Genomic DNA, 22,408 nt, shown 5'->3' on the forward strand with positions numbered 1-22,408 from the left:
GGCGTGACTCCCTCGTCTCGCATGTCGATACAGCGGGTGGTTCGGAAGGCTCAGGATCCCATGCGGTGCCGCACCGCCGCGCCGTCCCCGCCGTGGCCGGGAATCACCGGCCGCCGTCCGGTGTTCTGCTCCGGCGTGCCCGCCCCGGCGGCAGCCGCCGCCGGGCTCGCGCGCAGGCCGGGCACGGAACCGGTAGGCACCGGCACGGTCCCATGACGATCCCGGACGAGGAGGAGACGCACATGTCCCGGACAGCCGAGAGCACGAGCACGACCCCGGCCGACTTCTGGTTCGACCCCGTGTGCCCATGGGCCTGGCTGACCTCTCGCTGGATGCTGGAGGTGGAGAAGGTCCGCCCGGTCGAGGTGCGCTGGCACGTGATGAGCCTGTCCGTGCTCAACGAGAACCGGCTGGAGGAACTGCCCGAGGGCTACGCCGAGCTGATGAGGAGCGCCTGGGGCCCGGTGCGGGTGCTGATCGCCGCTGAGCAGAAGCACGGCGCCGAGGTGCTCGGCCCGCTCTACACCGCCCTGGGCACCCGTTTCCACCTCCAGGGCCGCCCCCGGGACCGCGAGACGCTCGTGGACGCCCTGGCGGAGGTCGGCCTCCCGGCGGACCTGGCGGACGCGGCGGACACCGACGCCCACGACGGGCGGCTGCGCGCCTCGCACGAGGAGGGCATCGGCCTGGTCGGCCAGGAGGTCGGCACCCCGGTGATCGCCGTACCGGGCACGGACGGGGAGCGGGTGGCCTTCTTCGGGCCGGTCGTCACCCCCGCCCCGAAGGGCGAGGCCGCCGCCCGGCTGTGGGACGGCACCCTGCTGGTGGCCTCGACCCCGGGTTTCTTCGAGCTGAAGCGCACCCGGACACAGGAGCCGAGGTTCGACTGAGCCCGCACCGCCGGCACCCGGGCCGGGTGCCGGCGGCGGTACGGACAGGGGGACGGCCCGCGCGCACCATGGCCGCGCGCGGGCCGTCCCCCTGCCGTTTCCCCGGATCCCGCGGTGTGTGAGGACCGAGAGAAGACGATCACGTCCGCGGGACGGGCCCCGCCGCGGGGAGGCGGAGGGTGCGGGGCCCGGCATCCATCTTGTTGCACATTAGTTGCAACAGCGCTTCCAGGGCAACAAGGCGTACGGTGTGGTGCGCCGCGGGGGCGTCTTCCTGCCCGCCTACCGGTTCCGGCGCGCCCGCTGCCGCAGCCCTCCGGCCACCGCCAGCGCCAGGGTGAGTCCGGCGGTGCAGGCGAGCTGGACCCGGGTGTCGCCCTCGCGCAGCATCAGCAGCAGCACCGCCGCCACCGCCGCCAGCGAGGCCCAGGTGAGCCCCGGGAACAGCCACATCCGCACCACCAGCCGCTCCGGCGCCTCCCGCTCCAGCCGCCGCCGGGTGCGCAACTGGGAGGCCGCGATGAAGCCCCACACCACCAGCACGGCCGCGCCCACCGTGTTCAGCAGCCAGGCGAAGACGGTGTCCGGCCACCAGAGGCTGAGCAGCACCGCGAAGAAGCCGAAGGCCGAGGAGGCCAGCACCGTACGGCGCGGCACTCCTCCCGTCACCCGTCCCAGGACGGCCGGGCCCTCGCCGCGGCGCACCAGGGAGTACGCCATGCGCGAGGCACCGTAGATGTTGGCGTTCATCGCCGACAGCAGGGCCACCAGCACCACCGTGTTCATGATCTGGGCGGCGGCCGGGATGCCCAGGTGGTCCAGCACCGCGGCGTACGGCCCCTCCAGCACCGACGGGGCGTGCCAGGGGATCAGCGTGACGATCACCGCCATCGAGCCGACGTAGAACACCGCGATCCGCCACATCGCGGTGCGCACGGCCTTCGCCACGCCCCGCACCGGGTCCTGCGACTCGGCCGCCGCGATCGTCACCGTCTCCAGGCCGCCGTAGGCGAACACGGAGGCCAGCAGGCCGACCACCAGGCCCTCGGTGCCGTTGGGGAGCAGTCCGCCCCGCCCGGTCAGGTTGGCGGCGCCGGGGGAGGCGGTGCCGGGCAGCAGGCCGAGGACGGCCAGGACGCCCAGGAGGAGGAAGAGCACGATCGCGGCGACCTTCAGGGCGGCGAACCAGAACTCGTACTCGCCGAAGTTCCGCACCGACAGCAGGTTGACGCCGCAGAAGACCGCCATGAACACGGCGACCCAGAACCAGTCCGGGGTGCCCGGCAGCCACTCCGTCACGATCGCCGCCGCGCCGATCGCCTCCACGGCGACCGCCACGCACAGCAGCGTCCAGAAGATCCATCCGGAGGTGAAACCGGCCCACGGTCCGAGCGCCCGCTCGGCGTGCACCGAGAAGGAACCGGAGGCGGGATGGGCGGCCGACATCTCGCCGAGCATCCGCATCACCAGCATCACCAGCAGCCCGGAGGCCGCGTACGCCAGCACGATCGACGGCCCGGCGGCGGCGATGCCCGCGCCGGAGCCCACGAAGAGGCCGGCGCCGATCACCCCGCCGAGCGCGATCATCGACAGGTGGCGCTGCCGCAGGCCGTGGGTGAGGGACGGGGGCGGCGGGGGGCCGGAGGCGGCCGGGGGCCTGCCGGCGGAGTCGGTGGTCAGCGGCTCTGGCGGGGTACCGGACATGGGGGGTGTGCCGTTCGGGGATCGGGGTGCCGGAACGATCTGCTCCGGATCCTGCCCAGTGTGGGCGGCGACCCCGCCCGGAGGCAAAGCGCCCGCCGGCCCGCCGCCGCCCCGTCCCGGCCGCCCCGGTGGACGCGTGTCGTCAATCTCACGGCATGACCGGCCCCGATCTCGGTTAGCGTCATGGCGTCCCGCCAACCCGTACGACACCGGAGCCATGATGACCACCCCTGCCGCGACCACCGCCACCGTCCGTCCGGGCGCCGTCCTGGCCGATGTGCTGCCCGCCTCCACCGCGGCCCGCGCCCGGGTGCGCGACGCGGCGCTGGTCCTCGGCGGCGCCGCGCTCACCGGAGTGGCCGCGCAGCTCGCCGTCCCCGTGCCCGGCTCGCCCGTGCCCGTGACCGGCCAGACCTTCGCCGCCCTGCTGGTGGGCGCCGGACTGGGCGCCCGCCGGGCCTTCGCCGCCCTGGGCCTGTACGCCGCCGCCGGCGTCGCCGGGGTGCCGTGGTTCTCGGACGGCGGCTCGGGCGCCGCGATGCCCGCTTTCGGGTACATCCTCGGCATGCTGCTGGCCGCCGTCGTCGTCGGCGCCCTGGCCCGCCGCGGCGGCGACCGCGGTGTGCTGCGCACGGCCGGGACCATGGCGGTGGGCACCGTGATCATCTACGGCGTCGGCGTCCCCTACCTGGCGCTGGCCACGGGCATGTCGGCGGGCGAGGCACTCGCCGCCGGACTGGTGCCGTTCCTGGTCGGCGACGTCCTCAAGGCGGCCCTGGCCATGGGGGCCCTCCCCGCGGCCTGGAGGCTGGTCGGCCGGAACTCGTGACCGCGGCCGCGAATAGACTCACCCCCATGCGCGTCTACCTCGGCTCCGACCACGCCGGCTACGAACTGAAGAACCACCTCGTCCAGTGGCTGAAGGAGGCCGGGCACGAGCCCGTCGACTGCGGCCCGCACATCTACGACGCGGAGGACGACTACCCGCCCTTCTGCCTGCGCGCCGCGGAGCGCACGGCCGCCGACGGCGCGGCCCTGGGCGTCGTGATCGGCGGCTCGGGCAACGGCGAGGCCATCGCCGCCAACAAGGTCGCGGGCGTACGGGCCGCGCTGGCCTGGAGCCTGGAGACGGCGAAGCTGGGCCGGGAGCACAACGACGCCAACGTGATCGCCGTCGGCGCCCGGATGCACTCCACCGAGGAGGCCGTCTCCCTCGTCGAGGCGTTCCTGGCCACCCCCTTCTCCGGGGCCGAGAGGCACGCGCGCCGCATCGCGATGCTCGCGGAGTACGAGCGCACCGGCGAGCTCCCGCCGATCCCGCCGCACCACCCGCGGCACGACTGACCGCCGCGGCCCGGCGGCCCGCACGACGGAAACCGGCCGACGGCGGCCGGCGGCGACCGAGGACGACAGGAACAGGAACGGCCCCACCCGTGCCAGAAGGCCACACCATCCACCGGCTGGCCGCCGACCTCGGCGAGAGGTTCGGCGGCCGGCCCGTGCGGGCGTCCAGCCCGCAGGGCAGGTTCGCCGCCGGCGCCGCCCGCGTCGACGGCCGGACGCTCGGCGGCGCCGACGCCCACGGCAAGCACCTCTTCCTCGGCTTCCCCGGCTTCCCCGGCTCCGGCGATCCGGCGGGCGGCGACTGGATCCACATCCACCTGGGCCTGTACGGCGGCTTCACCCAGGGCGACGGACCGCCGCCCGCCCCCGTCGGGCAGATACGGCTGCGGCTGGCCACCGAGGAGGCCCCCCGCGTATACGCCGACCTGCGCGGCCCCAGCACCTGCGAGCTGATCACCGACGAGGGCAGACGGGCGGTCGGCGAGCGGCTGGGCCCCGACCCGCTGCGCGCCGACGCCGACCCCGGCCGGGCCTGGGCGCGGATATCCCGCAGCCGCACCACGATCGCCGCGCTGCTGATGGACCAGAAGGTCGTCGCGGGCGTCGGCAACGTCTACCGCGCCGAGGTCCTCTTCCGACACGGCATCGACCCCTACCGGCCGGGAAAGGACCTCACCCGTGCCGAGTGGGACACGATCTGGGCGGATCTGGTCGAGCTGATGCGGGAGGGGGTGCGCAACAACCGCATCGACACCGTGCGCCCCGAGCACACCCCCGAGGCCATGAACCGCCCGCCGCGCGTGGACGACCACGGCGGCGAGGTGTACGTCTACCGGCGTGCCGGGATGCCCTGCCACCTGTGCGGCGAGCGGGTGCGCACCGCCCCGCTCGCCGCCCGCAACCTGTTCTGGTGCCCCGCCTGCCAGAAGGGCTGAGCCCGAGCCCGGAACAGGCCCTAGAAGCCGTGCGGCAGCCACGGCGCCACGGGCCAGGAGAACGCCGCGTCGGCCCGCTCCAGCGCCCCCGGCCGCAGCTCCCGCACCCGCCCGGCACCGGCCAGCGCCGCCAGGGACGTCCCGCCCAGGTACACCTCGCCCAACTCCCGTACGCCCAGCACCAGCTCGGCCGGATCGCCGGTGCGCTCGCAGACGGCGCCGCCGGTGTCCCCGGCCAGCCGCCAGCGCCCGGCGTTCCACGGGCAGAAGTCGTCCCCGACCTCCAGCACCACGTCCACGGCCGTGGTGTACGTCCGCGCCGCCAGCGCCGCGCCCACGTCCACCGGGCGCAGGTGGAGCGTGTCGCGTACCCGGAGGCCGCAGCGCCGCAGGTTCGAGACCAGATGGCGCAGCGGGTCGTCCACGGGGCGGGGGCCGAACCGCACGGCCGAGGTCAGGTCGATCCCGAACAGGTAGCGCCACAGCGCCGCGTACGCCGCCGGATCCAGCGCCTCCACGTCGCGCACCACGACCGCGCCCTTCGGACCGGACAGGTCCCAGTCCGGCTTCACCGCGTACCGCGCGTACCCCCGCAGCTCACCACCGGACTCGGCCAGCACGCACCGCAGCGGCGAGGCGCCGTCCCGCTCGCCCGCCGGGTCCAGCACCCCCAGCCGCTCCCAGTGCGGCAGCCGCCGGATCATGCCCGGCCGGGCGGTCAGGCGGCGGGCGTACAGCGCCTCGCACTCCGCCAGCGACTCCTCCGGGTCCGCCAGCCGCAGCCGGACCCCGCCGGTGTCGCCGTCCGGGCCGTTGTCCGTCCCCGGCGATGCCGCCAGGGACACCCGGGCGGTGTCCGCCTCGCCGAACAGGGCGTACGCGGCGGGACCGTAGCCGAAGCGCCCGTAGATCTCCGGCTCGGAGGCGCACAGCACCGCCAGCGGCTCGCCGGCGGCGCGTACGTCGTCCAGCTGACGCCGCATCATGGCGGTGAGGATGCCGCGCCGGCGGTGCGTCGGGGCCACGCCCACCGCCGACACCCCGGCGGCGGCCACCAGCGCGCCACCGGGCACCGACAGCCGGAAGGGGTGCGACAGGGCCGTACCGGCCACCTGATCGCCGTCCCAGGCGGCGAGCGTCCGCCCGAAGTCGGTGACATCCCGCCACAGCGCCCGCTCCTCGTCGGACTCCGGGACTCCGCCGAAGGCCAGTTCGAAGGTCCGGTACCAGGTGTCCCACTCCTCGGGGCGCAGTACCCGCAGATCCGTGCTCGTCATGTGACCCTCCCTATCAGGACGGCGGGACGGAGGCGAGCCGATATCGAACGGCGGTGCGCAACCGGTGCCCGCGGCCGGGCCGGGGAATCGACGTGCGCCCGAACGGGTGGATAAGGTCCAGGACATGGCAGGTCGTACGGGCAGAATCCCTCCGGCGGCCCGGTGGTCCCAGGTTCGCAAGGCCGTGCACCGGGTCCGCACCGGTCTGCGCCGGTCCGCCGTGGACTACTTCCGCGGCGACGGCTCGGACTGGATCGCCTTCGCCGCGCTGCTGACCCTCGTGCCCGCACTCACCTACGCCACGCTCGCCGAACCGCTGTGGTTCGCGCCCGAGAGCCTGGTGCTGCCGATCGTCGCGGGCGGACTGCTGCTGCGCCCCGCCAACCTGCTGATCCTGTACGCCACCGCGGCCGGCGCGCTGATCGTGGAGGCCACGGTGCTCGGCCCGTACACGGCCGGCCCCGGCCGGGTCACCCCGGGCACCATCCTGGTGGTCGCCGCGACCGGGCTCACCGGGCTGCTGGTCGCCCAGTTCCGCAGCCGGGTCGGGGTGCCCTGGCGGCGCGGCGGCACCATGCTGTTCGACCTGCGCGAACGCATCCGCGTCCAGAGCCGGCTGCCCAAGCTGCCGGCCGGCTGGCACCACGAGATGGCGCTGCGCCCGGCGGGCGGCCAGTCCTTCTCCGGCGACTTCGTCGTCGCCTCGCGCACCGGTCCCGACCGCCGCGTCCTGGAGGTCGTCCTCACCGACGTCTCCGGCAAGGGCATGGACGCCGGCTCCCGCGCGCTGCTGCTGTCCGGCGCCTTCGGCGGTCTGCTGGGCTCGCTGCCGCCGCACGCCTTCCTGCCGGCCGCCAACGACTACCTGCTGCGCCAGGACTGGCAGGAGGGCTTCGCCACCTCCGTGCACCTCGTCCTGGACCTCGACAGCGGCGACTACGAGCTGTTCTCGGCGGGGCATCTGCCCGCCCTCCAGCTCAGCGCGGGCAGCGGCCGCTGGGAGGAGAAGGCCGCCGAGGGACCGCTGCTGGGCGTCTACGACGGGGCGCAGTTCGACGCGGTCAAGGGGAGTCTGCGCTCCGGCGACGTGCTGATGCTCTTCACGGACGGCCTGGTGGAGACCTCCGACCGCGATCTGAGCGAGGGCATCGACCGGCTGACCGGCGAGGCCGACCGCTATGTCGTCACCGGGTTCGAGGGCGCGGCCTGGCATCTGATCGAGGCCGTCGCCCGGGACGTCAACGACGACCGGGCCCTGCTGCTGATCCGCCGGGACTGAGGGCGGCTGAGGAGATGGCGGCCGAGGCGGCCGGGGGCACGGCGGCGGGGGAGTGGCCGGCGACCGAGGCGGAGGCGGTGGCCGAGCAGGAGCGGATCCGGGCGGCGGCGGACCTGACGAGTGCGGGTCCCGCGCCCGGAGCGGTGCGCAGGATTGCCGGGGTCGACGTCTCCTACGCCTCCTCCGGCACGGCGGACGGCCTGCTGGTCGCGGCGGCCGTGGTGCTGGACGCCGACACGCTCGACGTCGTCGAGGAGGCCGTCCACGCCGACCGCGCCCGCTTCCCGTACGTCCCGGGCCTGCTCGCCTTCCGGGAGCTGCCGCCGGTGCTGGCGGCCCTGGAGGGCCTGCGCACCACGCCCGATCTGGTGGTCTGCGACGGCTACGGCGTCGCCCACCCCCGGCGGGCCGGACTGGCGGTGCACCTGGGCGTGCTGACCGGGCTGCCCTGCTTCGGGGTGGCCAAGACGCCCTTCGCCTTCACCCACACCGAGCCGGGACCGCGCCGCGGCGACACCGCGCCGCTGCTGGACCCCCGGCGGGACCCGCCCGAGGTGGTGGGCCGCGCCCTGCGCACCCGGCCGGGGGTCAGGGCGGTGTTCGTCTCGGCGGGCCACGGGATCGGCCTGGACAACGCCTGCGCCCACACCCTGCGCCTCGCGCCGCGCCACCGGCTGCCCGAGACGACACGCCGTGCCGACGGGCTCAGCCGCAGGGTCCTGCGGGAGCTGGGGGAGTAGCGGCGGGCGCGGCGGGGCGCCCGCACCGGCGGCCCCGTACCGGCCCCGCATCGACCCGGTACCGGCGGGCCCCGCGCACCGCACCGGCGGGCGTCCGGCCACACCGATCCGCCACCTGATGCCTATCGCCCGGCAGTTGGTGGCACGATGATGCCCAGGGGGACACGCCGGAGGGTCCCCGGACCGGTGTGGCCGGTACAGAGGTGTTGCGACCGTAGGGTGTGATCAGTTGTGGCCATTTCCCTGTCAGTGGTGCTGCTCTTGGCGATCATCATGGTCGTGTTGATCCGGGGCGGCTCCCTCAAGGCGGGCCCGGCGCTCGTCGCCGTCCTCTTCGGCTTCTTCCTGGCCTCGACCGGCATGGCTCCGGCGATCAACCGTTTTCTCAACTCGCTCGCCGACTCGATCAACCAGATCGCCTTCTGACGGATCGCCTTCCGAAAAGCGCGAAGCGGCCCGGCTCCCTCGGGAGCCGGGCCGCTTCGCGTATGGAGCGGGCGACGGGAATCGAACCCGCGTAGCCAGTTTGGAAGACTGGGGCTCTACCATTGAGCTACGCCCGCGGTGCCCCGCCGGTCGCGGGGCAGATGCAGATCATAACCACCCGGTCACGGCCGGACAAATGATTCCGGCTGTGTGGTGACCGTGACGGCGAGCCGCACGCTCCGCATCGTACGGCATGTACGCTACGTGTCGCACGGACGGGGTGTGGCGCAGCTTGGTAGCGCGTCCGCTTTGGGAGCGGAAGGTCGTCGGTTCGAATCCGGCCACCCCGACCACGTACTATGAAAAACGCGCCTGCCGGTGTCGTGTCTGCGTACGGGGCGCCTCTCAAAGAACCGAAGTTCCCAGCAGTCAGCCCCAAGGAGACCGACCGTGAAGAGCGCCGTGGAGACCCTGAACCCCACCCGGGTTCGGCTCACTGTCGAGGTGCCCTTCGAGGAGCTCAAGCCCAGCCTCGACGCGGCGTACAAGAAGATCAACCAGCAGGTCACGGTGCCCGGCTTCCGCAAGGGCAAGGTCCCCGCCCGGGTGATCGACCAGCGCTTCGGCCGGGGAGCGGTCCTGGAGGAGGCGGTCAACGACGCGCTGCCGAAGCTCTACCAGGACGCGGTCAACGAGGGTGAGATCAACCCGCTGGGCCAGCCCGAGGTGGACATCACCGAGCTGAAGGACAACGAGGTCCTCGCCTTCACCGCCGAGGTGGACGTCCGCCCCGAGGTGGAGATCCCGGACTACTCCGGCATCGAGGTCACCGTCGACGCCGTCGAGGTCGGCGAGGAGGCCGTCGACGAGGCGATCGAGCAGCTCCGCGAGCGCTTCGCCACCACCAAGACCGTCGAGCGGGCCGCCGCCGAGGGTGACGTCGTCAAGATCGACCTGGAGGCCAGGGTCGACGGCGAGGTCCTGGAGGACGGCGTGGCCGAGGGCATCGACTACGTCATCGGCTCCGGCGAGCTGCTGGACGGCATCGACGAGGCCGTCACCGGTCTGGAGGCCGGCGGCTCCGCCACCTTCACCTCCGAGCTCAAGGGCGGCTCCGCCGCGGGCCGCGAGGCCGAGGTGAAGGTGACCGTCAACTCCGTCTCCGCCCGCGAACTGCCCGAGCTGGACGGCGACTTCGCCCAGCTCGCCAGCGAGTTCGACACCGTCGAGGAGCTCCGCGCCGACAGCCGCCGGCGCCTGGAGCAGACGAAGAAGTACGACCAGGCCACCCAGGCCCAGGAGAAGGTGCTCGACGCGCTGCTCGGCCTGGTGGAGGTGCCGATCCCCGAGAAGCTCCTCGAGGACGAGATCAACACCCGCAAGCACAACCTGGTCAACCACCAGCTCTCGCAGCTCGGCATGGACCTCGAGACCTACCTGAAGATGCAGGAGAAGACCGAGGAGGAGTTCGAGGCCGAGCTCAGGGAGCAGGCGGAGAAGGGCATCCGGACCCAGTTCGTCCTCGACGAGCTGGTCAACAAGGAGAAGGTCAACGTCAACCAGGAGGAGCTCACCGAGCACCTGGTGCGCCGTGCCCAGTCCTCCGGCATGAGCCCCGACCAGTTCGCCCAGGCCGTCGTCGAGAGCGGCCAGGTGCCGGTGCTCGTCGGCGAGGTCGCCCGGGGCAAGGCGCTGGCGATCGTCGTCGAGGCCGCCACGGTCACCGACACCAACGGTGAGACGGTCTCCCTGGAGGACGACGAGGACGAGTCCGAGGGCGGCGAGACCGGCGAGACCGAGGCCGCCGCCGAGACCGCCGCGGAGTCCGGTGAGGGGCCCGCCGAGGAGTCCGCCGAGCGGGACGAGAAGACCGAGGGCTGAGACCGGAACGGGCCGCCGCCCCCCGGGGCGCGCCGGCCCCGCCCGTTCACCCGGCTGCCGCGGGCCCGCACACGACACCGTGTGCGGGCCCGTTCGCGTACGGCGGAACGCACCGACCTCACCTGCGGGAACGCCCCCTGCGCTCACAGCGAACAGTTCTCGGACCGGGATGGCTCAGTCGGACCCGCGCGTTAGGGTCCCAAGTACACGAAGACTCAGAGACGGCCTTGTGAGAGACGAGCCGTCCGTTACCCGAGCAGGTGGACACGTGACGCTTCCGATGCCCTACGCCGCCACCGAGCCGACCATCGGTGGCCTCGGCGACCAGGTCTACAACCGGCTGCTCAACGAGCGGATCATCTTCCTCGGCCAGCCGGTCGACGACGAGATCGCCAACCGGATCACCGCCCAGCTGCTCCTGCTGGCCGCGGACCCGGACAAGGACATCTACCTCTACATCAACAGCCCGGGTGGTTCGATCACGGCCGGCATGGCGATCTACGACACCATGCAGTACATCAAGAACGACGTGGTGACCATCGCGATGGGCCTGGCCGCCTCGATGGGCCAGTTCCTCCTCAGCGCGGGCACCCGGGGCAAGCGCTTCGCACTGCCCAACGCCGAGATCCTCATCCACCAGCCGTCCGCGGGTCTGGCGGGCTCGGCCTCGGACATCAAGATCCACGCCGAGCAGCTGCTGCGCACCAAGAAGAAGATGACGCGCCTGTCCGCGCTGCACACCGGCCAGAGCGAGGAGCAGTGGAACCGCGACGCCGACCGCGACCGCTGGTTCACCGCCGAGGAGGCCAAGGAGTACGGCCTGATCGACGAGGTCTACGGCTCCGCCGAGCAGCTCCCGGGCGGTGGCGGTACGGGCGCGTGAGCGCCGCACGCCCCGCAGCCCGACACCGCAGCCAGTCCATCTCTCCAGAACGGTGTACAGCCCCATGAACAGTCAGCAGTCCTTCCCCGGCGCCGGGCTCCACGACCGGTTCCAGGCCCGCTACGACGGGCCGGCGGCCGAGGCCCGGTACGTCATCCCGCGCTTCGTGGAGCGCACCTCGCAGGGCGTGCGCGAGTACGATCCGTACGCCAAGCTCTTCGAGGAGCGCGTGATCTTCCTCGGCGTGCAGATCGACGACGCCTCGGCCAACGACGTCATGGCGCAGCTGCTGTGCCTGGAGTCGATGGACCCCGACCGCGACATCTCGGTCTACATCAACTCGCCCGGCGGCTCCTTCACGGCGCTCACGGCCATCTACGACACGATGCAGTTCGTCAAGCCGGACATCCAGACGGTGTGCATGGGCCAGGCGGCCTCGGCCGCGGCCGTACTGCTGGCGGCCGGCACCCCGGGCAAGCGGATGGCGCTGCCCAACGCCCGGGTGCTGATCCACCAGCCGTACACCGAGACCGGCCGCGGCCAGGTCTCCGACCTGGAGATCGCCGCCAACGAGGTGCAGCGGATGCGGACCCAGCTGGAGGAGCTGCTCGCCAAGCACTCCAACAAGCCGATCGAGCAGATCAACCAGGACATCGAGCGTGACAAGATCCTCACCGCCGAGGAGTCGCTCGAGTACGGCCTGATCGACCAGATCATCTCCACCCGCAAGACCTCGGTGGGGCTGGGCTAGGACCGCACAGGTCCGCGGGCAGGCCACGGAATCCGCGGGAATCTCCCGAACATTTCCGCCCCCCTCGGGTCGAGTCGGTCCGAGGGGGGCCCACCCGGGGGCCCGGGCAAGGTACCGTCTTAGGGGGTCCGGGGCCGCCCCCGCCAAGGCCCAGAGCAAGCACCCGGGTTCGTGGAACTCGACGGATCCCATGCGAAGGAGAAGCACCTCGTGGCACGCATCGGTGACGGCGGCGACCTGCTCAAGTGCTCGTTCTGCGGCAAGAGCCAGAAGCAGGTGAAGAAGCTCATCGCGGGACCGGGCGTCTACATCTGCGACGAGTGCATCGACCTCTGCAACGAGATCATCGAGGAGGAGCTCGCCGACTCCTCGGAGATGCGCTGGGAGGAGCTGCCCAAGCCGCGCGAGATCTACGAGTTCCTGGAGGGGTACGTCGTCGGCCAGGAGGCCGCGAAGAAGGCCCTCTCCGTCGCCGTCTACAACCACTACAAGCGGGTGCAGGCGGGTGAGAACGGCGGCTCGCAGAGCCGGGACGACGGCATCGAGCTGGCCAAGTCCAACATCCTGCTGCTGGGCCCCACCGGCTCCGGCAAGACACTGCTGGCGCAGACCCTCGCCCGGATGCTGAACGTCCCCTTCGCCATCGCCGACGCCACCGCCCTGACCGAGGCCGGTTACGTGGGCGAGGACGTCGAGAACATCCTGCTGAAGCTGATCCAGGCCGCCGACTACGACGTCAAGAAGGCCGAGACCGGGATCATCTACATCGACGAGATCGACAAGGTCGCCCGCAAGAGCGAGAACCCCTCGATCACCCGGGACGTCTCCGGCGAGGGCGTGCAGCAGGCGCTGCTGAAGATCCTGGAGGGCACCACGGCCTCGGTGCCTCCGCAGGGCGGTCGCAAGCACCCCCACCAGGAGTTCATCCAGATCGACACCACCAACGTGCTGTTCATCGTGGGCGGCGCGTTCGCCGGGCTGGAGAAGCTCATCGAGTCCCGGGCGGGTGCCAAGGGCATCGGCTTCGGCGCGACGATCCGCTCCAAGCGCGAGATCGAGGCGAGCAACCAGTTCGAGGACGTCATGCCCGAGGACCTGGTGAAGTTCGGCATGATCCCGGAGTTCATCGGCCGGCTGCCGGTGATCACCTCCGTCCACAACCTCGACCGCGAGGCCCTGCTGAAGATCCTGGTCGAGCCGCGCAACGCGCTGGTCAAGCAGTACCAGCGGCTCTTCGAGCTCGACGGGGTCGAGCTGGACTTCGACCGCCCGGCCCTGGAGGCCATCGCCGACCAGGCGATCCTGCGCGGCACCGGTGCCCGCGGGCTGCGGGCGATCATGGAGGAGGTGCTGATGTCGGTGATGTACGAGGTGCCCTCCCGCAAGGACGTGGCCCGTGTGGTGGTCACCGCCGACGTCGTCCACTCCAACGTCAACCCCACGCTCGTCCCCCGCACCCGCGGCGAGACGGGGCAGGGGCCGCGCGAGAAGAGCGCGTAGCGCGCCGACGCGCACAGACGCACACCTGGGGGTGCCCCGGCGGTTTCCCGCCGGGGCACCCCCAGGTGTGCTTCGCCCCGGCCGCCGTGCGCGTAGGGCGGGGGCCGTGCGGGCGCGGCGGCTACTCGATCTCGACGCGCACGTCGTTGCGGAGCCTGGCCGCGGCCTCGGCGGCCTCGTCGATCGAGAAGTTCTCGCCGGTGGTGAATGCGGTCATGTCGTTCAGGGCCGAGTAGGCGATGGTGCTGTGGTCGCCCCAGATGCAGAAGGGCATGGTGAAGGCGCCACCGCCCAGCTCGGCGGTGCCTTCGCCGGAGAGCTTCATCTCCTGGCATTTCATGACGGCGTTCTCCAGCCCCGGGGGAGACACCTCCCTGGGCTCGCCGACCAGTTCAGCCGTGCCCTCGGCCCCGTCCCCGCCCGCGCCGGAGTCCTCCCGGATCCCCTCCTCCGCCTTCGCGAACATCGCGTCGACGGCTGCCTCGGGGTCCTTGATCTCGCCCCAGACCCCGCTGAAGCTCAGATGCTTCTGGGACAGGACGTCGTCTCCGGAGGTGTAGGTGGCGGAGACGCTCGTGGGGTCGCTGACCCCGAACTGCTCGAGCTCCTTGAGGTCCTCCGACTTGAACGGACCCTCGTCGTTCTCGTTCGGGTTCTTCCGGTACTCGCCGTCCAGGACCGTCTCGGACGCGACGAGCTTGTAGTTCTTGCCGTCGTCGGCGACCGTGCCGCCGTCGTCGCCCCCGAAGACGACATAGCCGCCGATCGCCAGGCCCACGACCGCCAGCGCCGTCACCAGGACGCCGATGGTCCTGCCCTTGTTGCCGCCGCCCGGCGGGGGCGGCGGCAGGTACCCGCCAGGCTGCTGCGGGGCGCCGTAAGGTCCGGGCTGCTGCGGGTAGCCGTAACCGGGCTGCGCCGGGGGGACTCCCATCCCGGGCTGGGGCGGTCCGGGCTGCTGCGGTGGGTAGCCGTAACCGGGCTGGGGCGGGGTGCCGTACGGGTTCGGCTGACCGCCGTACGGACCGGGCTGGGGCGGTGGCTGGTGGTGGCTCACGGACGGGGCTCCCCCTCATTCGGACAGGTGCGTGAAAAGCTGTGCCCCATCCTGGCGGACCGCGCCGCTTCCCGTTGCCCTGGCCCCCTAAACCGATTCGAGACCGCTACACAGCGGCCCGTACACTGGCGGTCGTGACCGACAACTCTCAGCAGAGCCCGACCCCCGCCGGGGCGGAGCCATCGAACAGCGCCCATGCCAGCCTGCCGACTCAGTACGTTCCGGCCGAGGTAGAGGAGAAGCTGTACGAGCGCTGGGTGGAGCGCGGTTACTTCGAGGCGGACGCCAAGAGCGACAAGCCGCCGTACACGGTCGTCATCCCCCCGCCCAACGTCACCGGCAGCCTGCACCTGGGCCACGCCTTCGAGCACACGCTGATCGACGCCCTCACCCGCCGCAAGCGCATGCAGGGCTTCGAGACGCTGTGGCAGCCGGGCATGGACCACGCGGGCATCGCCACCCAGAACGTGGTCGAGCGGGAGCTGGCCAAGGAGGGCAAGTCCCGCCACGACCTGGGGCGCGAGGCGTTCGTCGAGCGCGTGTGGCGGTGGAAGGCGGAGTCCGGCGGGCGGATCTCCGGCCAGATGCGGCGGCTGGGCGACGGCGTCGCCTGGTCGCGGGAGCGCTTCACCATGGACGAGGGGCTCTCCCGCGCCGTCCAGACGATCTTCAAGCGGCTCCACGACGACGAGCTGATCTACCGCGCCGAGCGGATCATCAACTGGTGCCCGCGCTGTCTGACGGCCATCTCCGACATCGAGGTGGGGTACGCCGACCAGGACGGCGAGCTGGTCTCCATCCGCTACGGCGAGGGCGAGAACTCCATCGTCGTCGCCACCACCCGCGCCGAGACGATGCTCGGTGACACCGCCGTGGCCGTCCACCCCGACGACGAGCGCTATGCCCACCTCGTCGGCACCGAGGTCGAGCTGCCGCTCACCGGCCGCCGTATCCCCGTCGTCGCGGACGAGCACGTCGACCGGGAGTTCGGCACGGGCGCCGTCAAGGTCACCCCGGCCCACGACCCGAACGACTTCGAGATCGGCCGCCGCCACGACCTGCCCTCCGTCACGATCATGGACGAGCACGCCGTGATCACCGCCCACGGCCCGTTCCAGGGCCTGGACCGGCTGGAGGCCCGCTCGGCGGTCGTGGGCGCGCTGCGCGCCGAGGGGCGGATCGTCGCCGAGAAGCGGCCGTACAGCCACTCGGTCGGGCACTGCTCGCGCTGCAGGACCACCGTCGAGCCGCGGCTGTCGATGCAGTGGTGGGTGAGGGTCGGCCCGCTGGCGAAGGCGGCCGGCGACGCGGTGCGCGACGGCCGGGTCGCCATCCATCCCAAGGAGATGGAGAAGCGCTACTTCGACTGGGTGGACAACCTCCACGACTGGTGCATCTCCCGCCAGCTGTGGTGGGGCCACCGCATCCCGGTCTGGTACGGGCCGAACGGCGAGACGGTCTGCGTCGGCCCGGACGAGGAGCCCCCGTCCGGCGAGGGCTGGTACCAGGACAGCGACGTCCTGGACACCTGGTTCTCCTCCGGTCTGTGGCCCTTCTCCACGCTCGGCTGGCCCGAGCGGACCGAGAGCCTGGCGAAGTTCTATCCGAACTCCGTCCTGGTCACCGGCTACGACATCCTCTTCTTCTGGGTCGCCCGGATGATGATGTTCGGCCTGTACGCGATGGACGGCACCCCGCCGTTCCACACCATCGCGCTGCACGGCATGGTCCGCGACCAGTTCGGCAAGAAGATGTCGAAGTCCTTCGGTAACGCGGTCGACCCGCTGGACTGGATGGACAAGTACGGCTCCGACGCACTGCGCTTCACCCTGGCGCGCGGCGCCAACCCCGGGGTCGACGTGCCCATCGGCGAGGACTGGGTCCAGGCGTCCCGCAACTTCGCCAACAAGGTCTGGAACGCCACCCGCTTCGCGCTGATGAACGGAGCCACGGTCGAGGGCGGTCTGCCCGCGCCCGAGGAGCTGACGGCCACCGACCGCTGGATCCTCTCCCGGCTGAACACCGTGGTGACCGAGGCGGACGCGTACTACGACGACTACCAGTTCGCCAAGCTCTCCGACCTCCTCTACCACTTCGCGTGGGACGAGGTCTTCGACTGGTACGTCGAGCTGTCCAAGACCACCTTCGCCGAGGGCGGCGCCGCGGCCCGGGCCTCCGCCCGCGTCCTGGGCGAGGTGCTGGACACCACGCTGCGGCTGCTCCACCCGGTGATGCCGTTCGTCACCGAGACGCTGTGGACGACGCTGACGGGCGGGGAGTCCGTGGTGATCGCCGACTGGCCGGCCGACTCCGGTTTCCGCGACGCGGACGCCGAGCGGGAGATCGCCACGCTCCAGCAGGTGATCACCGAGGTCCGCCGGTTCCGTGCCGACCAGGGCCTCCAGCCCGGCCAGCGCGTTCCGGCCCGGCTCGCCCTGGACGGCACCCCGCTGACGGCGCACGAGGCGGCCATCCGCTCCCTGGCACGGCTGACGCCGGCCGGTGCGGGCTTCACGGCGACCGCGTCCCTGCCGGTGGCCGGGGCGACGGTCGAGCTGGACCTGTCCGGCGCGATCGACTTCGCGGCCGAGCGCAAGCGGCTCACGAAGGACCTGGGCGCCGCGCAGAAGGAGCTGGCGCAGACCACCGCCAAGCTGGGCAACGAGGCGTTCCTGGCCAAGGCGCCCGACCAGGTGGTGGCGAAGATCAGGGGCCGCAAGGAGCAGGCCGAGGCGGACATCGCCCGGATCGCCGCGCAGCTGGAGGCCCTGCCCCAGGGCTGAGCGGCGGGCCGGGGCGGATTCCGGCGGCACGGGCCGGCCCCGCTCCGGGGGGCCGCGGCCACCCCCGGAGCGGGGCCGGCCGCGGCCGTCTCCGTACACTGGAACGGTGAGCGAGCACCCCCCGCACGATCCCCACGGCGGCCCCGGCGATTCCGGCGATCCCGGTGACGGACCCGATCTCGTGGAGAGGTTCGACGAGATCATCGACGCCGAGACGGACCGTGACCCCGATCTCGCGGTGATCGAGGCGGGCAGCCGCACCCTGCGCACCCAGGCCGGACCGTCCCCGGACGGCCTGCCGTCCCGGCCCGGGGACCCGGAGCTGGACCGGGCGCTGCGGGAGGTGGAGAACGAGCTGCTGGGCCGCTGGCCGGAGACGCGGCTGGAGCCGTCGCTGGAGCGGATCAGCGCCCTGACGGACCTCCTGGGCGAGCCGCAGCGCTCCTACCCGGCCGTCCACATCACCGGCACCAACGGCAAGACCAGCACCGCCCGGATGATCGAGGCGCTGTTCGGCGCGTTCGACCTGCGCACCGGCCGCTACAGCAGCCCGCACGTCCAGGCTGTGACCGAGCGGATCAGCCTGGACGGCGCGCCGATCAGCGCCGAGCGGTTCATCGAAACCTACCGGGACCTGGAGCCGTACGTCGGAATGGTGGACGCCGCCTCCGAGCACCGGCTGTCGTTCTTCGAGGTGCTCACCGGCATGGCGTACGCCGCCTTCGCCGACGCGCCCGTGGACGTGGCGGTCGTCGAGGTCGGCATGGGCGGGAGCTGGGACGCCACCAACGTGATCGACGCGACAGTCGCCGTCGTCACCCCGATCTCCCTGGACCACACCGACCGGTTGGGCGGCACACCCGCGCGGATCGCGGAGGAGAAGTCCGGCATCGTCAAGCGGGACGCCACCGTCGTCCTGGCACAGCAGCCGGTGGACGCCGCCTCGGTCGTGCTGCGCCGGGCCGCGGAGCTGGACGCCACCGTCGCCCGCGAGGGGCTGGAGTTCGGGGTGCTCTCCCGCGAGGTCGCCGTCGGCGGTCAGCTGCTGACCCTGCGCGGGCTGGGCGGGGAGTACCCGGAGATCTTCCTGCCGCTGCACGGCGCGCACATGGCGCACAACGCCGCCGTGGCGCTGGCCGCCGTCGAGGCGTTCTTCGGCATCGGCGCGCAGCGGGTGCGCACCCTGGACGTCGAGGCCGTCCGTACCGCCTTCGCCTCCGTGACCTCGCCCGGACGGCTGGAAGTGGTGCGCCGCAGCCCGACGGTGGTGCTGGACGCCGCGCACAACCCGGCGGGCGCCCGTGCCGCGGCCGAGGCGGTCACCGAGGCCTTCGGCTTCAGCCGGCTGATCGGGGTGGTCGCGCCCAGCGCGGGCAAGGACGTGCGGGGGCTGCTGGAGGCCTTCGAACCGGTCTTCGCCGAGGTCGTGGTCACCCGCAACGCCACCGCCCGCGCCATGGACGTGGACGAGCTCGCCGCCGTGGCGGTGGAGGTCTTCGGGGAGGAGCGGGTGCAGGTCACCCCGCGGCTCGACGACGCCCTGGAGGAGGCCGTCACGCTGGCCGAGGAGGAGAGCGAGTACGCCGGCGCGGGCGTGCTGGTCACCGGTTCGGTCTTCACCGTCGGCGAGGCGCGGCTGCTGCTCGGAAAGGACCGCTGAATGCGTACGCTCTGCGCCTCCACGCTCATCGGGGAGTTCCTCGTGATCGGCTTCGCCGCCCTGGTGGCGACGCGGCTGGACGGGCTGCCCGCTTCGACGGTGTGGACGGTGGCCGGGGTGGCGATGGCGCTGTGCCTGGTGCTGTGCGGCGTGATCACCCGGCCCGGCGGGGTCCAGCTCGGCTGGGCGCTGCAACTCGGCCTGATCGCCTCCGGGTTCGTGGTCCCGGCGATGTTCCTCCTCGGGGTCGTCTTCGCCGTCCTGTGGTGGGCGTCGGTCCACTTCGGCCGCAAGGTGGACGAGGCGAAGGCCCGCGCGGCGGCCTCCTGAGCGACGGCCTCCCGAGCGGCGGCCCGGTACGGCCGGGTGCCGCCGGGCCGCGGCCGGCCTGCCTGTAGCCTCTGAGCACTTGTGAAACGCCGTCGTCCCGCCGCACTTCAAGGAGCCGCCGACCATGAGCCAGCGCACCCTCGTCCTCCTCAAGCCCGACGCGGTCAGGCGCGGTCTGATCGGTGAACTCGTCGGCCGTGTCGAGCGCAAGGCCGGCTGGACGATCAGCGCCCTGGAACTGCGCACCCTGGACCGCGACACGCTGGAGCGGCACTACGCGGAGCACGTCGGCCGGCCGTTCTACGAGCCGCTGCTGGAGTTCATGACCTCCGGCCCCGCCGTGGTGATGGTGGTCGAGGGGGAACGGGTGATCGAGGGGGTGCGCGCCCTGGCGGGGCCGACCGACCCGATCGCCGCGCCGCCCGGCTCCATCCGGGGGGACTTCGGCACGATCGTGCGTGAGAACCTCATTCACGCGTCGGATTCGGAGGAGTCCGCCGAACGGGAGCTGAAGATTTTCTTTCCTTCGCTCTTCTGACGGCGTGTCATTCGTGCAAACCTCTTGACCTGGGGCGATCGATGGAATTCGATCGCCCCTACGTGAACTCGCCTCCACTCGGGGGAACGAATCACCCGGACGCGACGTCAGCACATAAGGGGATGACCCGCGTACCGCCGACAATGACGGAGGAGGAGCCCTCTGGCCCGCGCCGGTAAGAGCGCGACTACGATGGAAACCTCTCCGGATCCCGCAGCGCACGCTGTCGTCCTCCCCTCACACGTTCCAGTTGGAAGGCCTGACGTATCCTCATGGCGAACAACATGTCGTTCATCGGCCGTGACATGGCTGTCGACCTCGGGACCGCCAACACGCTGGTGTACGTCAGGGGTCGCGGGATCGTCCTCAACGAGCCATCGGTCGTCGCCATCAACACCAACACCGGCGGAATCCTCGCGGTCGGCGCCGAGGCGAAGAAGATGATCGGCCGCACCCCGGGCAACATCGTGGCGGTCCGTCCCCTGAAGGACGGTGTCATCGCCGACTTCGAGATCACCGAGCGGATGCTCCGCTACTTCATCCTCAAGATCCACAAGCGGCGTTATCTCGCGCGCCCCCGGGTGGTCGTCTGCGTCCCCTCCGGCATCACGGGTGTCGAGCGCCGCGCGGTCATCGAGGCCTCCACCCAGGCCGGTGCCCGGCAGGTGCACATCATCGAGGAGCCGATGGCCGCCGCGATCGGCTCGGGGCTGCCGGTCCACGAGGCGACGGGCAACATGGTCGTCGACATCGGCGGCGGCACCACCGAGGTCGCGGTGATCTCGCTCGGCGGCATCGTCACGGCGCAGTCCATCCGCGTCGCGGGAGACGAACTGGACAACGCGATCATCCAGTACGTCAAGAAGGAGTACAGCCTGCTCCTGGGCGAGCGCAGCGCCGAGAGCATCAAGCTCACGATCGGCTCGGCGTACGAGATGGACGACGACGAGCACACCGAGATCCGCGGCCGCGACCTGGTCAGCGGGCTGCCGAAGACGGTGGTCATCTCCTCCGCCGAGGTCCGCAAGGCCATCGAGGAGCCGGTCAACGCCATCGTGGACGCGGTGAAGACCACCCTCGACAAGTGCCCGCCCGAACTCTCCGGCGACATCATGGACCGCGGCATCGTCCTCACCGGCGGCGGCGCCCTGCTGCGCGGCCTGGACGAGCGGCTGCGCCGCGAGACGGGCATGCCCATCCACATCGCCGAGGACCCGCTGGACTCGGTGGCGCTGGGCTCCGGCAAGTGCGTCGAGGAGTTCGAGGCGCTCCAGCAGGTGCTCGACTCCCAGCCGCGCCGGTAACCGGCCCGGCCGCCGGCCGCGCGGCCCGTACCGCGCGGCCGGGCACCACGCGGTCCGGCGCCGGGGCCGGACGGGACCGAGAGGTCCGGCAAGCCCAACAAGCCCAACAAGCCCAACAAGCCCGGCAAGTCCGACAAGGGGAAGGCACGGCCGTCGCACGTGAGGGATACACGAGAGAGCCGGCTGCTGCTCGTCCTGCTGGTCGCCGTCGCGTTCGCGCTGATCACGGTGGACCTCCGCGGGGATGAGCGGTCGCCCCTCGACGGGGCACGACGGGTCACCGCGTCCGTCCTGGGCCCGGTGGAGAACACCGTCGCGGGCGCGGTCGACCCGGTCGGCAACGCCGTCGCGGCCGTCCGGGACTCCGGCGAGCGCCACGACCGGATCAGCACGCTGGAGCGGGAGAACGCGGAGCTGCGGCAGCGGCTGGCCGCCTCCGGCCGCGACGACGCCCGGGTCCGGCAGTTGGAGAAGCTCCTCAAGAGCGCGGGCGCCGGGCAGTACGGCGTCAAGGCGGCCCAGGTCATCGGGATCGGCGCAGCCCAGGGCTTCTCCTGGACCGTCACCGTCGACGTCGGGGAGCGGGACGGCATCGAGCGCGACATGACCGTCATCAACGGCGACGGACTCGTCGGCCGGGTGACCACCGTCGGACCGACCACCTCCACCGTGCTGCTCGCCAACGACCCCGACTTCACCGTCGGCACCCGGCTGGAGGGCACCGGCGAACTGGGCTTCGCCAACGGCCGCGGCGACAGTGCCCTGACCGTCCAGCTGCTCAACAGCAAGGCCAAGGTCGCCAGGGGCGACCGCCTGGTCACCTTCGGCTCCAGCAACGACCGGCCGTTCGTCCCCGGCGTGCCCGTCGGGGAGGTCATCCAGGTCGATCCGCACAGCGGCGGCCTCACCAGGACGGTACGGGTGCGGCCGTACGTCGGTTTCACCCGGCTCGACCTCGTCGGCGTCGTCGTCAAGGCGCCGCGCACCGACCCGCGCGACGCGGTGCTCCCGCCGAAACCGGAGCGGGCCGGGGACGCCGAGAAGGCCGGGGCGTCCACGGAATCCGCCGAGAACGCCGAGAACGCCGAGAACGCCGACCCCAGCACCTCCAGGGACTGACCGATGC

At 72.1% G+C, this 22,408-nt stretch carries 20 protein-coding genes and 2 tRNA genes; 18 read left to right on the top strand and 4 right to left on the bottom strand.

Annotated features, from left to right (window positions below):
* Nucleotides 1–242 precede the first annotated feature (242 nt).
* The gene (locus CUT44_RS28535) at nucleotides 243–890 is read left to right on the top strand and encodes a mycothiol-dependent nitroreductase Rv2466c family protein (protein ID WP_100205255.1); all 648 of its coding nucleotides are present in this window, start codon (nucleotides 243–245) and stop codon (nucleotides 888–890) included.
* A 282-nt stretch (nucleotides 891–1,172) separates the two neighbouring features.
* On the opposite strand, the gene CUT44_RS28540 is transcribed toward CUT44_RS28535, so the two are convergent.
* On the bottom strand, nucleotides 1,173–2,594 hold the full coding sequence (locus CUT44_RS28540) for an amino acid permease (RefSeq protein ID WP_100204839.1): 1,422 nt from the start codon (nucleotides 2,592–2,594) through the stop codon (nucleotides 1,173–1,175).
* 220 nt (nucleotides 2,595–2,814) lie between these two features.
* Between CUT44_RS28540 and CUT44_RS28545 the strand changes: the two genes are divergently transcribed.
* The 3 genes from CUT44_RS28545 (at nucleotide 2,815) to CUT44_RS28555 (ending at nucleotide 4,873) form a co-directional block, all read left to right on the top strand.
* Nucleotides 2,815–3,423 (top strand): biotin transporter BioY, encoded by a 609-nt coding sequence (locus CUT44_RS28545; protein WP_100204840.1) that lies wholly within the window; start codon nucleotides 2,815–2,817, stop codon nucleotides 3,421–3,423.
* 26 nt (nucleotides 3,424–3,449) lie between these two features.
* A complete protein-coding gene (locus CUT44_RS28550; RefSeq protein ID WP_100204841.1) occupies nucleotides 3,450–3,938 on the top strand; it encodes a ribose-5-phosphate isomerase in 489 nt (162 codons plus the stop codon).
* Nucleotides 3,939–4,027: 89 nt separating this feature from the next.
* On the top strand, nucleotides 4,028–4,873 hold the full coding sequence (locus CUT44_RS28555) for an Fpg/Nei family DNA glycosylase (RefSeq protein ID WP_100204842.1): 846 nt from the start codon (nucleotides 4,028–4,030) through the stop codon (nucleotides 4,871–4,873).
* Between the two features lie 20 nt (nucleotides 4,874–4,893).
* Here CUT44_RS28555 and CUT44_RS28560 read toward each other — a convergent pair whose 3' ends face one another.
* Nucleotides 4,894–6,150: a GNAT family N-acetyltransferase gene (locus CUT44_RS28560; protein ID WP_100204843.1), complete on the bottom strand. Its 1,257-nt coding sequence runs from the start codon at nucleotides 6,148–6,150 to the stop codon at nucleotides 4,894–4,896.
* 124 nt (nucleotides 6,151–6,274) lie between these two features.
* Between CUT44_RS28560 and CUT44_RS28565 the strand changes: the two genes are divergently transcribed.
* The 3 genes from CUT44_RS28565 to CUT44_RS28575 all read left to right on the top strand — a co-directional run bounded on the left by CUT44_RS28565 (nucleotide 6,275) and on the right by CUT44_RS28575 (nucleotide 8,595).
* Nucleotides 6,275–7,429 (top strand): PP2C family protein-serine/threonine phosphatase, encoded by a 1,155-nt coding sequence (locus CUT44_RS28565; protein ID WP_100204844.1) that lies wholly within the window; start codon nucleotides 6,275–6,277, stop codon nucleotides 7,427–7,429.
* Nucleotides 7,430–7,443: 14 nt separating this feature from the next.
* Nucleotides 7,444–8,169: an endonuclease V gene (locus CUT44_RS28570; RefSeq protein ID WP_100204845.1), complete on the top strand. Its 726-nt coding sequence runs from the start codon at nucleotides 7,444–7,446 to the stop codon at nucleotides 8,167–8,169.
* 231 nt (nucleotides 8,170–8,400) lie between these two features.
* On the top strand, nucleotides 8,401–8,595 hold the full coding sequence (locus CUT44_RS28575; RefSeq protein WP_100204846.1) for a hypothetical protein: 195 nt from the start codon (nucleotides 8,401–8,403) through the stop codon (nucleotides 8,593–8,595).
* A gap of 63 nt (nucleotides 8,596–8,658) precedes the next feature.
* Here the strand turns inward: CUT44_RS28575 and CUT44_RS28580 are convergent.
* A tRNA-Gly gene (locus CUT44_RS28580) sits at nucleotides 8,659–8,732 on the bottom strand.
* A gap of 139 nt (nucleotides 8,733–8,871) precedes the next feature.
* Here CUT44_RS28580 and CUT44_RS28585 point away from each other — a divergent pair.
* The 5 genes from CUT44_RS28585 to clpX all read left to right on the top strand — a co-directional run bounded on the left by CUT44_RS28585 (nucleotide 8,872) and on the right by clpX (nucleotide 13,610).
* Nucleotides 8,872–8,948 (top strand) — tRNA-Pro (locus CUT44_RS28585).
* A gap of 97 nt (nucleotides 8,949–9,045) precedes the next feature.
* Nucleotides 9,046–10,476: a trigger factor gene (gene tig, locus CUT44_RS28590; RefSeq protein ID WP_100204847.1), complete on the top strand. Its 1,431-nt coding sequence runs from the start codon at nucleotides 9,046–9,048 to the stop codon at nucleotides 10,474–10,476.
* Nucleotides 10,477–10,756: 280 nt separating this feature from the next.
* Nucleotides 10,757–11,359, top strand: coding sequence for an ATP-dependent Clp protease proteolytic subunit (locus CUT44_RS28595; RefSeq protein WP_100204848.1), 603 nt, complete (start codon nucleotides 10,757–10,759; stop codon nucleotides 11,357–11,359).
* A 64-nt stretch (nucleotides 11,360–11,423) separates the two neighbouring features.
* A complete protein-coding gene (locus tag CUT44_RS28600) occupies nucleotides 11,424–12,110 on the top strand; it encodes an ATP-dependent Clp protease proteolytic subunit (RefSeq protein WP_100204849.1) in 687 nt (228 codons plus the stop codon).
* Nucleotides 12,111–12,320: 210 nt separating this feature from the next.
* Nucleotides 12,321–13,610: an ATP-dependent Clp protease ATP-binding subunit ClpX gene (gene clpX / locus CUT44_RS28605; RefSeq protein WP_100204850.1), complete on the top strand. Its 1,290-nt coding sequence runs from the start codon at nucleotides 12,321–12,323 to the stop codon at nucleotides 13,608–13,610.
* A gap of 121 nt (nucleotides 13,611–13,731) precedes the next feature.
* Here clpX and CUT44_RS28610 read toward each other — a convergent pair whose 3' ends face one another.
* Nucleotides 13,732–14,667 (bottom strand): hypothetical protein, encoded by a 936-nt coding sequence (locus CUT44_RS28610; protein WP_100204851.1) that lies wholly within the window; start codon nucleotides 14,665–14,667, stop codon nucleotides 13,732–13,734.
* Between the two features lie 134 nt (nucleotides 14,668–14,801).
* Between CUT44_RS28610 and CUT44_RS28615 the strand changes: the two genes are divergently transcribed.
* The 6 genes from CUT44_RS28615 (at nucleotide 14,802) to mreC (ending at nucleotide 22,401) form a co-directional block, all read left to right on the top strand.
* The gene (locus CUT44_RS28615) at nucleotides 14,802–17,450 is read left to right on the top strand and encodes a valine--tRNA ligase (RefSeq protein WP_100204852.1); all 2,649 of its coding nucleotides are present in this window, start codon (nucleotides 14,802–14,804) and stop codon (nucleotides 17,448–17,450) included.
* A gap of 106 nt (nucleotides 17,451–17,556) precedes the next feature.
* Entirely contained in the window at nucleotides 17,557–19,110 is a 1,554-nt protein-coding gene (folC, locus tag CUT44_RS28620; RefSeq protein ID WP_100204853.1) for a bifunctional tetrahydrofolate synthase/dihydrofolate synthase, read from the top strand.
* Nucleotides 19,111–19,440, top strand: coding sequence for a DUF4233 domain-containing protein (locus tag CUT44_RS28625; RefSeq protein WP_100204854.1), 330 nt, complete (start codon nucleotides 19,111–19,113; stop codon nucleotides 19,438–19,440).
* Between the two features lie 124 nt (nucleotides 19,441–19,564).
* Complete coding sequence (ndk, locus tag CUT44_RS28630; RefSeq protein ID WP_100204855.1) at nucleotides 19,565–19,978, top strand: nucleoside-diphosphate kinase; 414 nt, start codon at nucleotides 19,565–19,567, stop codon at nucleotides 19,976–19,978.
* A gap of 284 nt (nucleotides 19,979–20,262) precedes the next feature.
* Nucleotides 20,263–21,282, top strand: a complete 1,020-nt coding sequence (locus CUT44_RS28635) for a rod shape-determining protein (RefSeq protein ID WP_100205256.1) — start codon at nucleotides 20,263–20,265, stop codon at nucleotides 21,280–21,282.
* A 159-nt stretch (nucleotides 21,283–21,441) separates the two neighbouring features.
* The gene (gene mreC / locus CUT44_RS28640; protein ID WP_100204856.1) at nucleotides 21,442–22,401 is read left to right on the top strand and encodes a rod shape-determining protein MreC; all 960 of its coding nucleotides are present in this window, start codon (nucleotides 21,442–21,444) and stop codon (nucleotides 22,399–22,401) included.
* The last annotated feature ends 7 nt before the right edge of the window (nucleotides 22,402–22,408 follow it).

Source organism: Streptomyces carminius (genome assembly GCF_002794255.1).
GTDB classification, from domain to species: domain Bacteria; phylum Actinomycetota; class Actinomycetes; order Streptomycetales; family Streptomycetaceae; genus Streptomyces; species Streptomyces carminius.

What these genes read in the sequence shown, in the direction of transcription:
- CUT44_RS28535 (WP_100205255.1), top strand. Translation starts at nt 243, where the DNA reads ATGTCCCGGACAGCCGAGAGCACGAGCACGACCCCGGCCGACTTCTGG.
- CUT44_RS28540 (WP_100204839.1), bottom strand. Translation starts at nt 2,594, where the DNA reads ATGTCCGGTACCCCGCCAGAGCCGCTGACCACCGACTCCGCCGGCAGG.
- CUT44_RS28545 (WP_100204840.1), top strand. Translation starts at nt 2,815, where the DNA reads ATGACCACCCCTGCCGCGACCACCGCCACCGTCCGTCCGGGCGCCGTC.
- CUT44_RS28550 (WP_100204841.1), top strand. Translation starts at nt 3,450, where the DNA reads ATGCGCGTCTACCTCGGCTCCGACCACGCCGGCTACGAACTGAAGAAC.
- CUT44_RS28560 (WP_100204843.1), bottom strand. Translation starts at nt 6,150, where the DNA reads ATGACGAGCACGGATCTGCGGGTACTGCGCCCCGAGGAGTGGGACACC.
- CUT44_RS28565 (WP_100204844.1), top strand. Translation starts at nt 6,275, where the DNA reads ATGGCAGGTCGTACGGGCAGAATCCCTCCGGCGGCCCGGTGGTCCCAG.
- CUT44_RS28570 (WP_100204845.1), top strand. Translation starts at nt 7,444, where the DNA reads ATGGCGGCCGAGGCGGCCGGGGGCACGGCGGCGGGGGAGTGGCCGGCG.
- CUT44_RS28595 (WP_100204848.1), top strand. Translation starts at nt 10,757, where the DNA reads ATGCCCTACGCCGCCACCGAGCCGACCATCGGTGGCCTCGGCGACCAG.
- CUT44_RS28600 (WP_100204849.1), top strand. Translation starts at nt 11,424, where the DNA reads ATGAACAGTCAGCAGTCCTTCCCCGGCGCCGGGCTCCACGACCGGTTC.
- CUT44_RS28625 (WP_100204854.1), top strand. Translation starts at nt 19,111, where the DNA reads ATGCGTACGCTCTGCGCCTCCACGCTCATCGGGGAGTTCCTCGTGATC.
- ndk (WP_100204855.1), top strand. Translation starts at nt 19,565, where the DNA reads ATGAGCCAGCGCACCCTCGTCCTCCTCAAGCCCGACGCGGTCAGGCGC.
- CUT44_RS28635 (WP_100205256.1), top strand. Translation starts at nt 20,263, where the DNA reads ATGTCGTTCATCGGCCGTGACATGGCTGTCGACCTCGGGACCGCCAAC.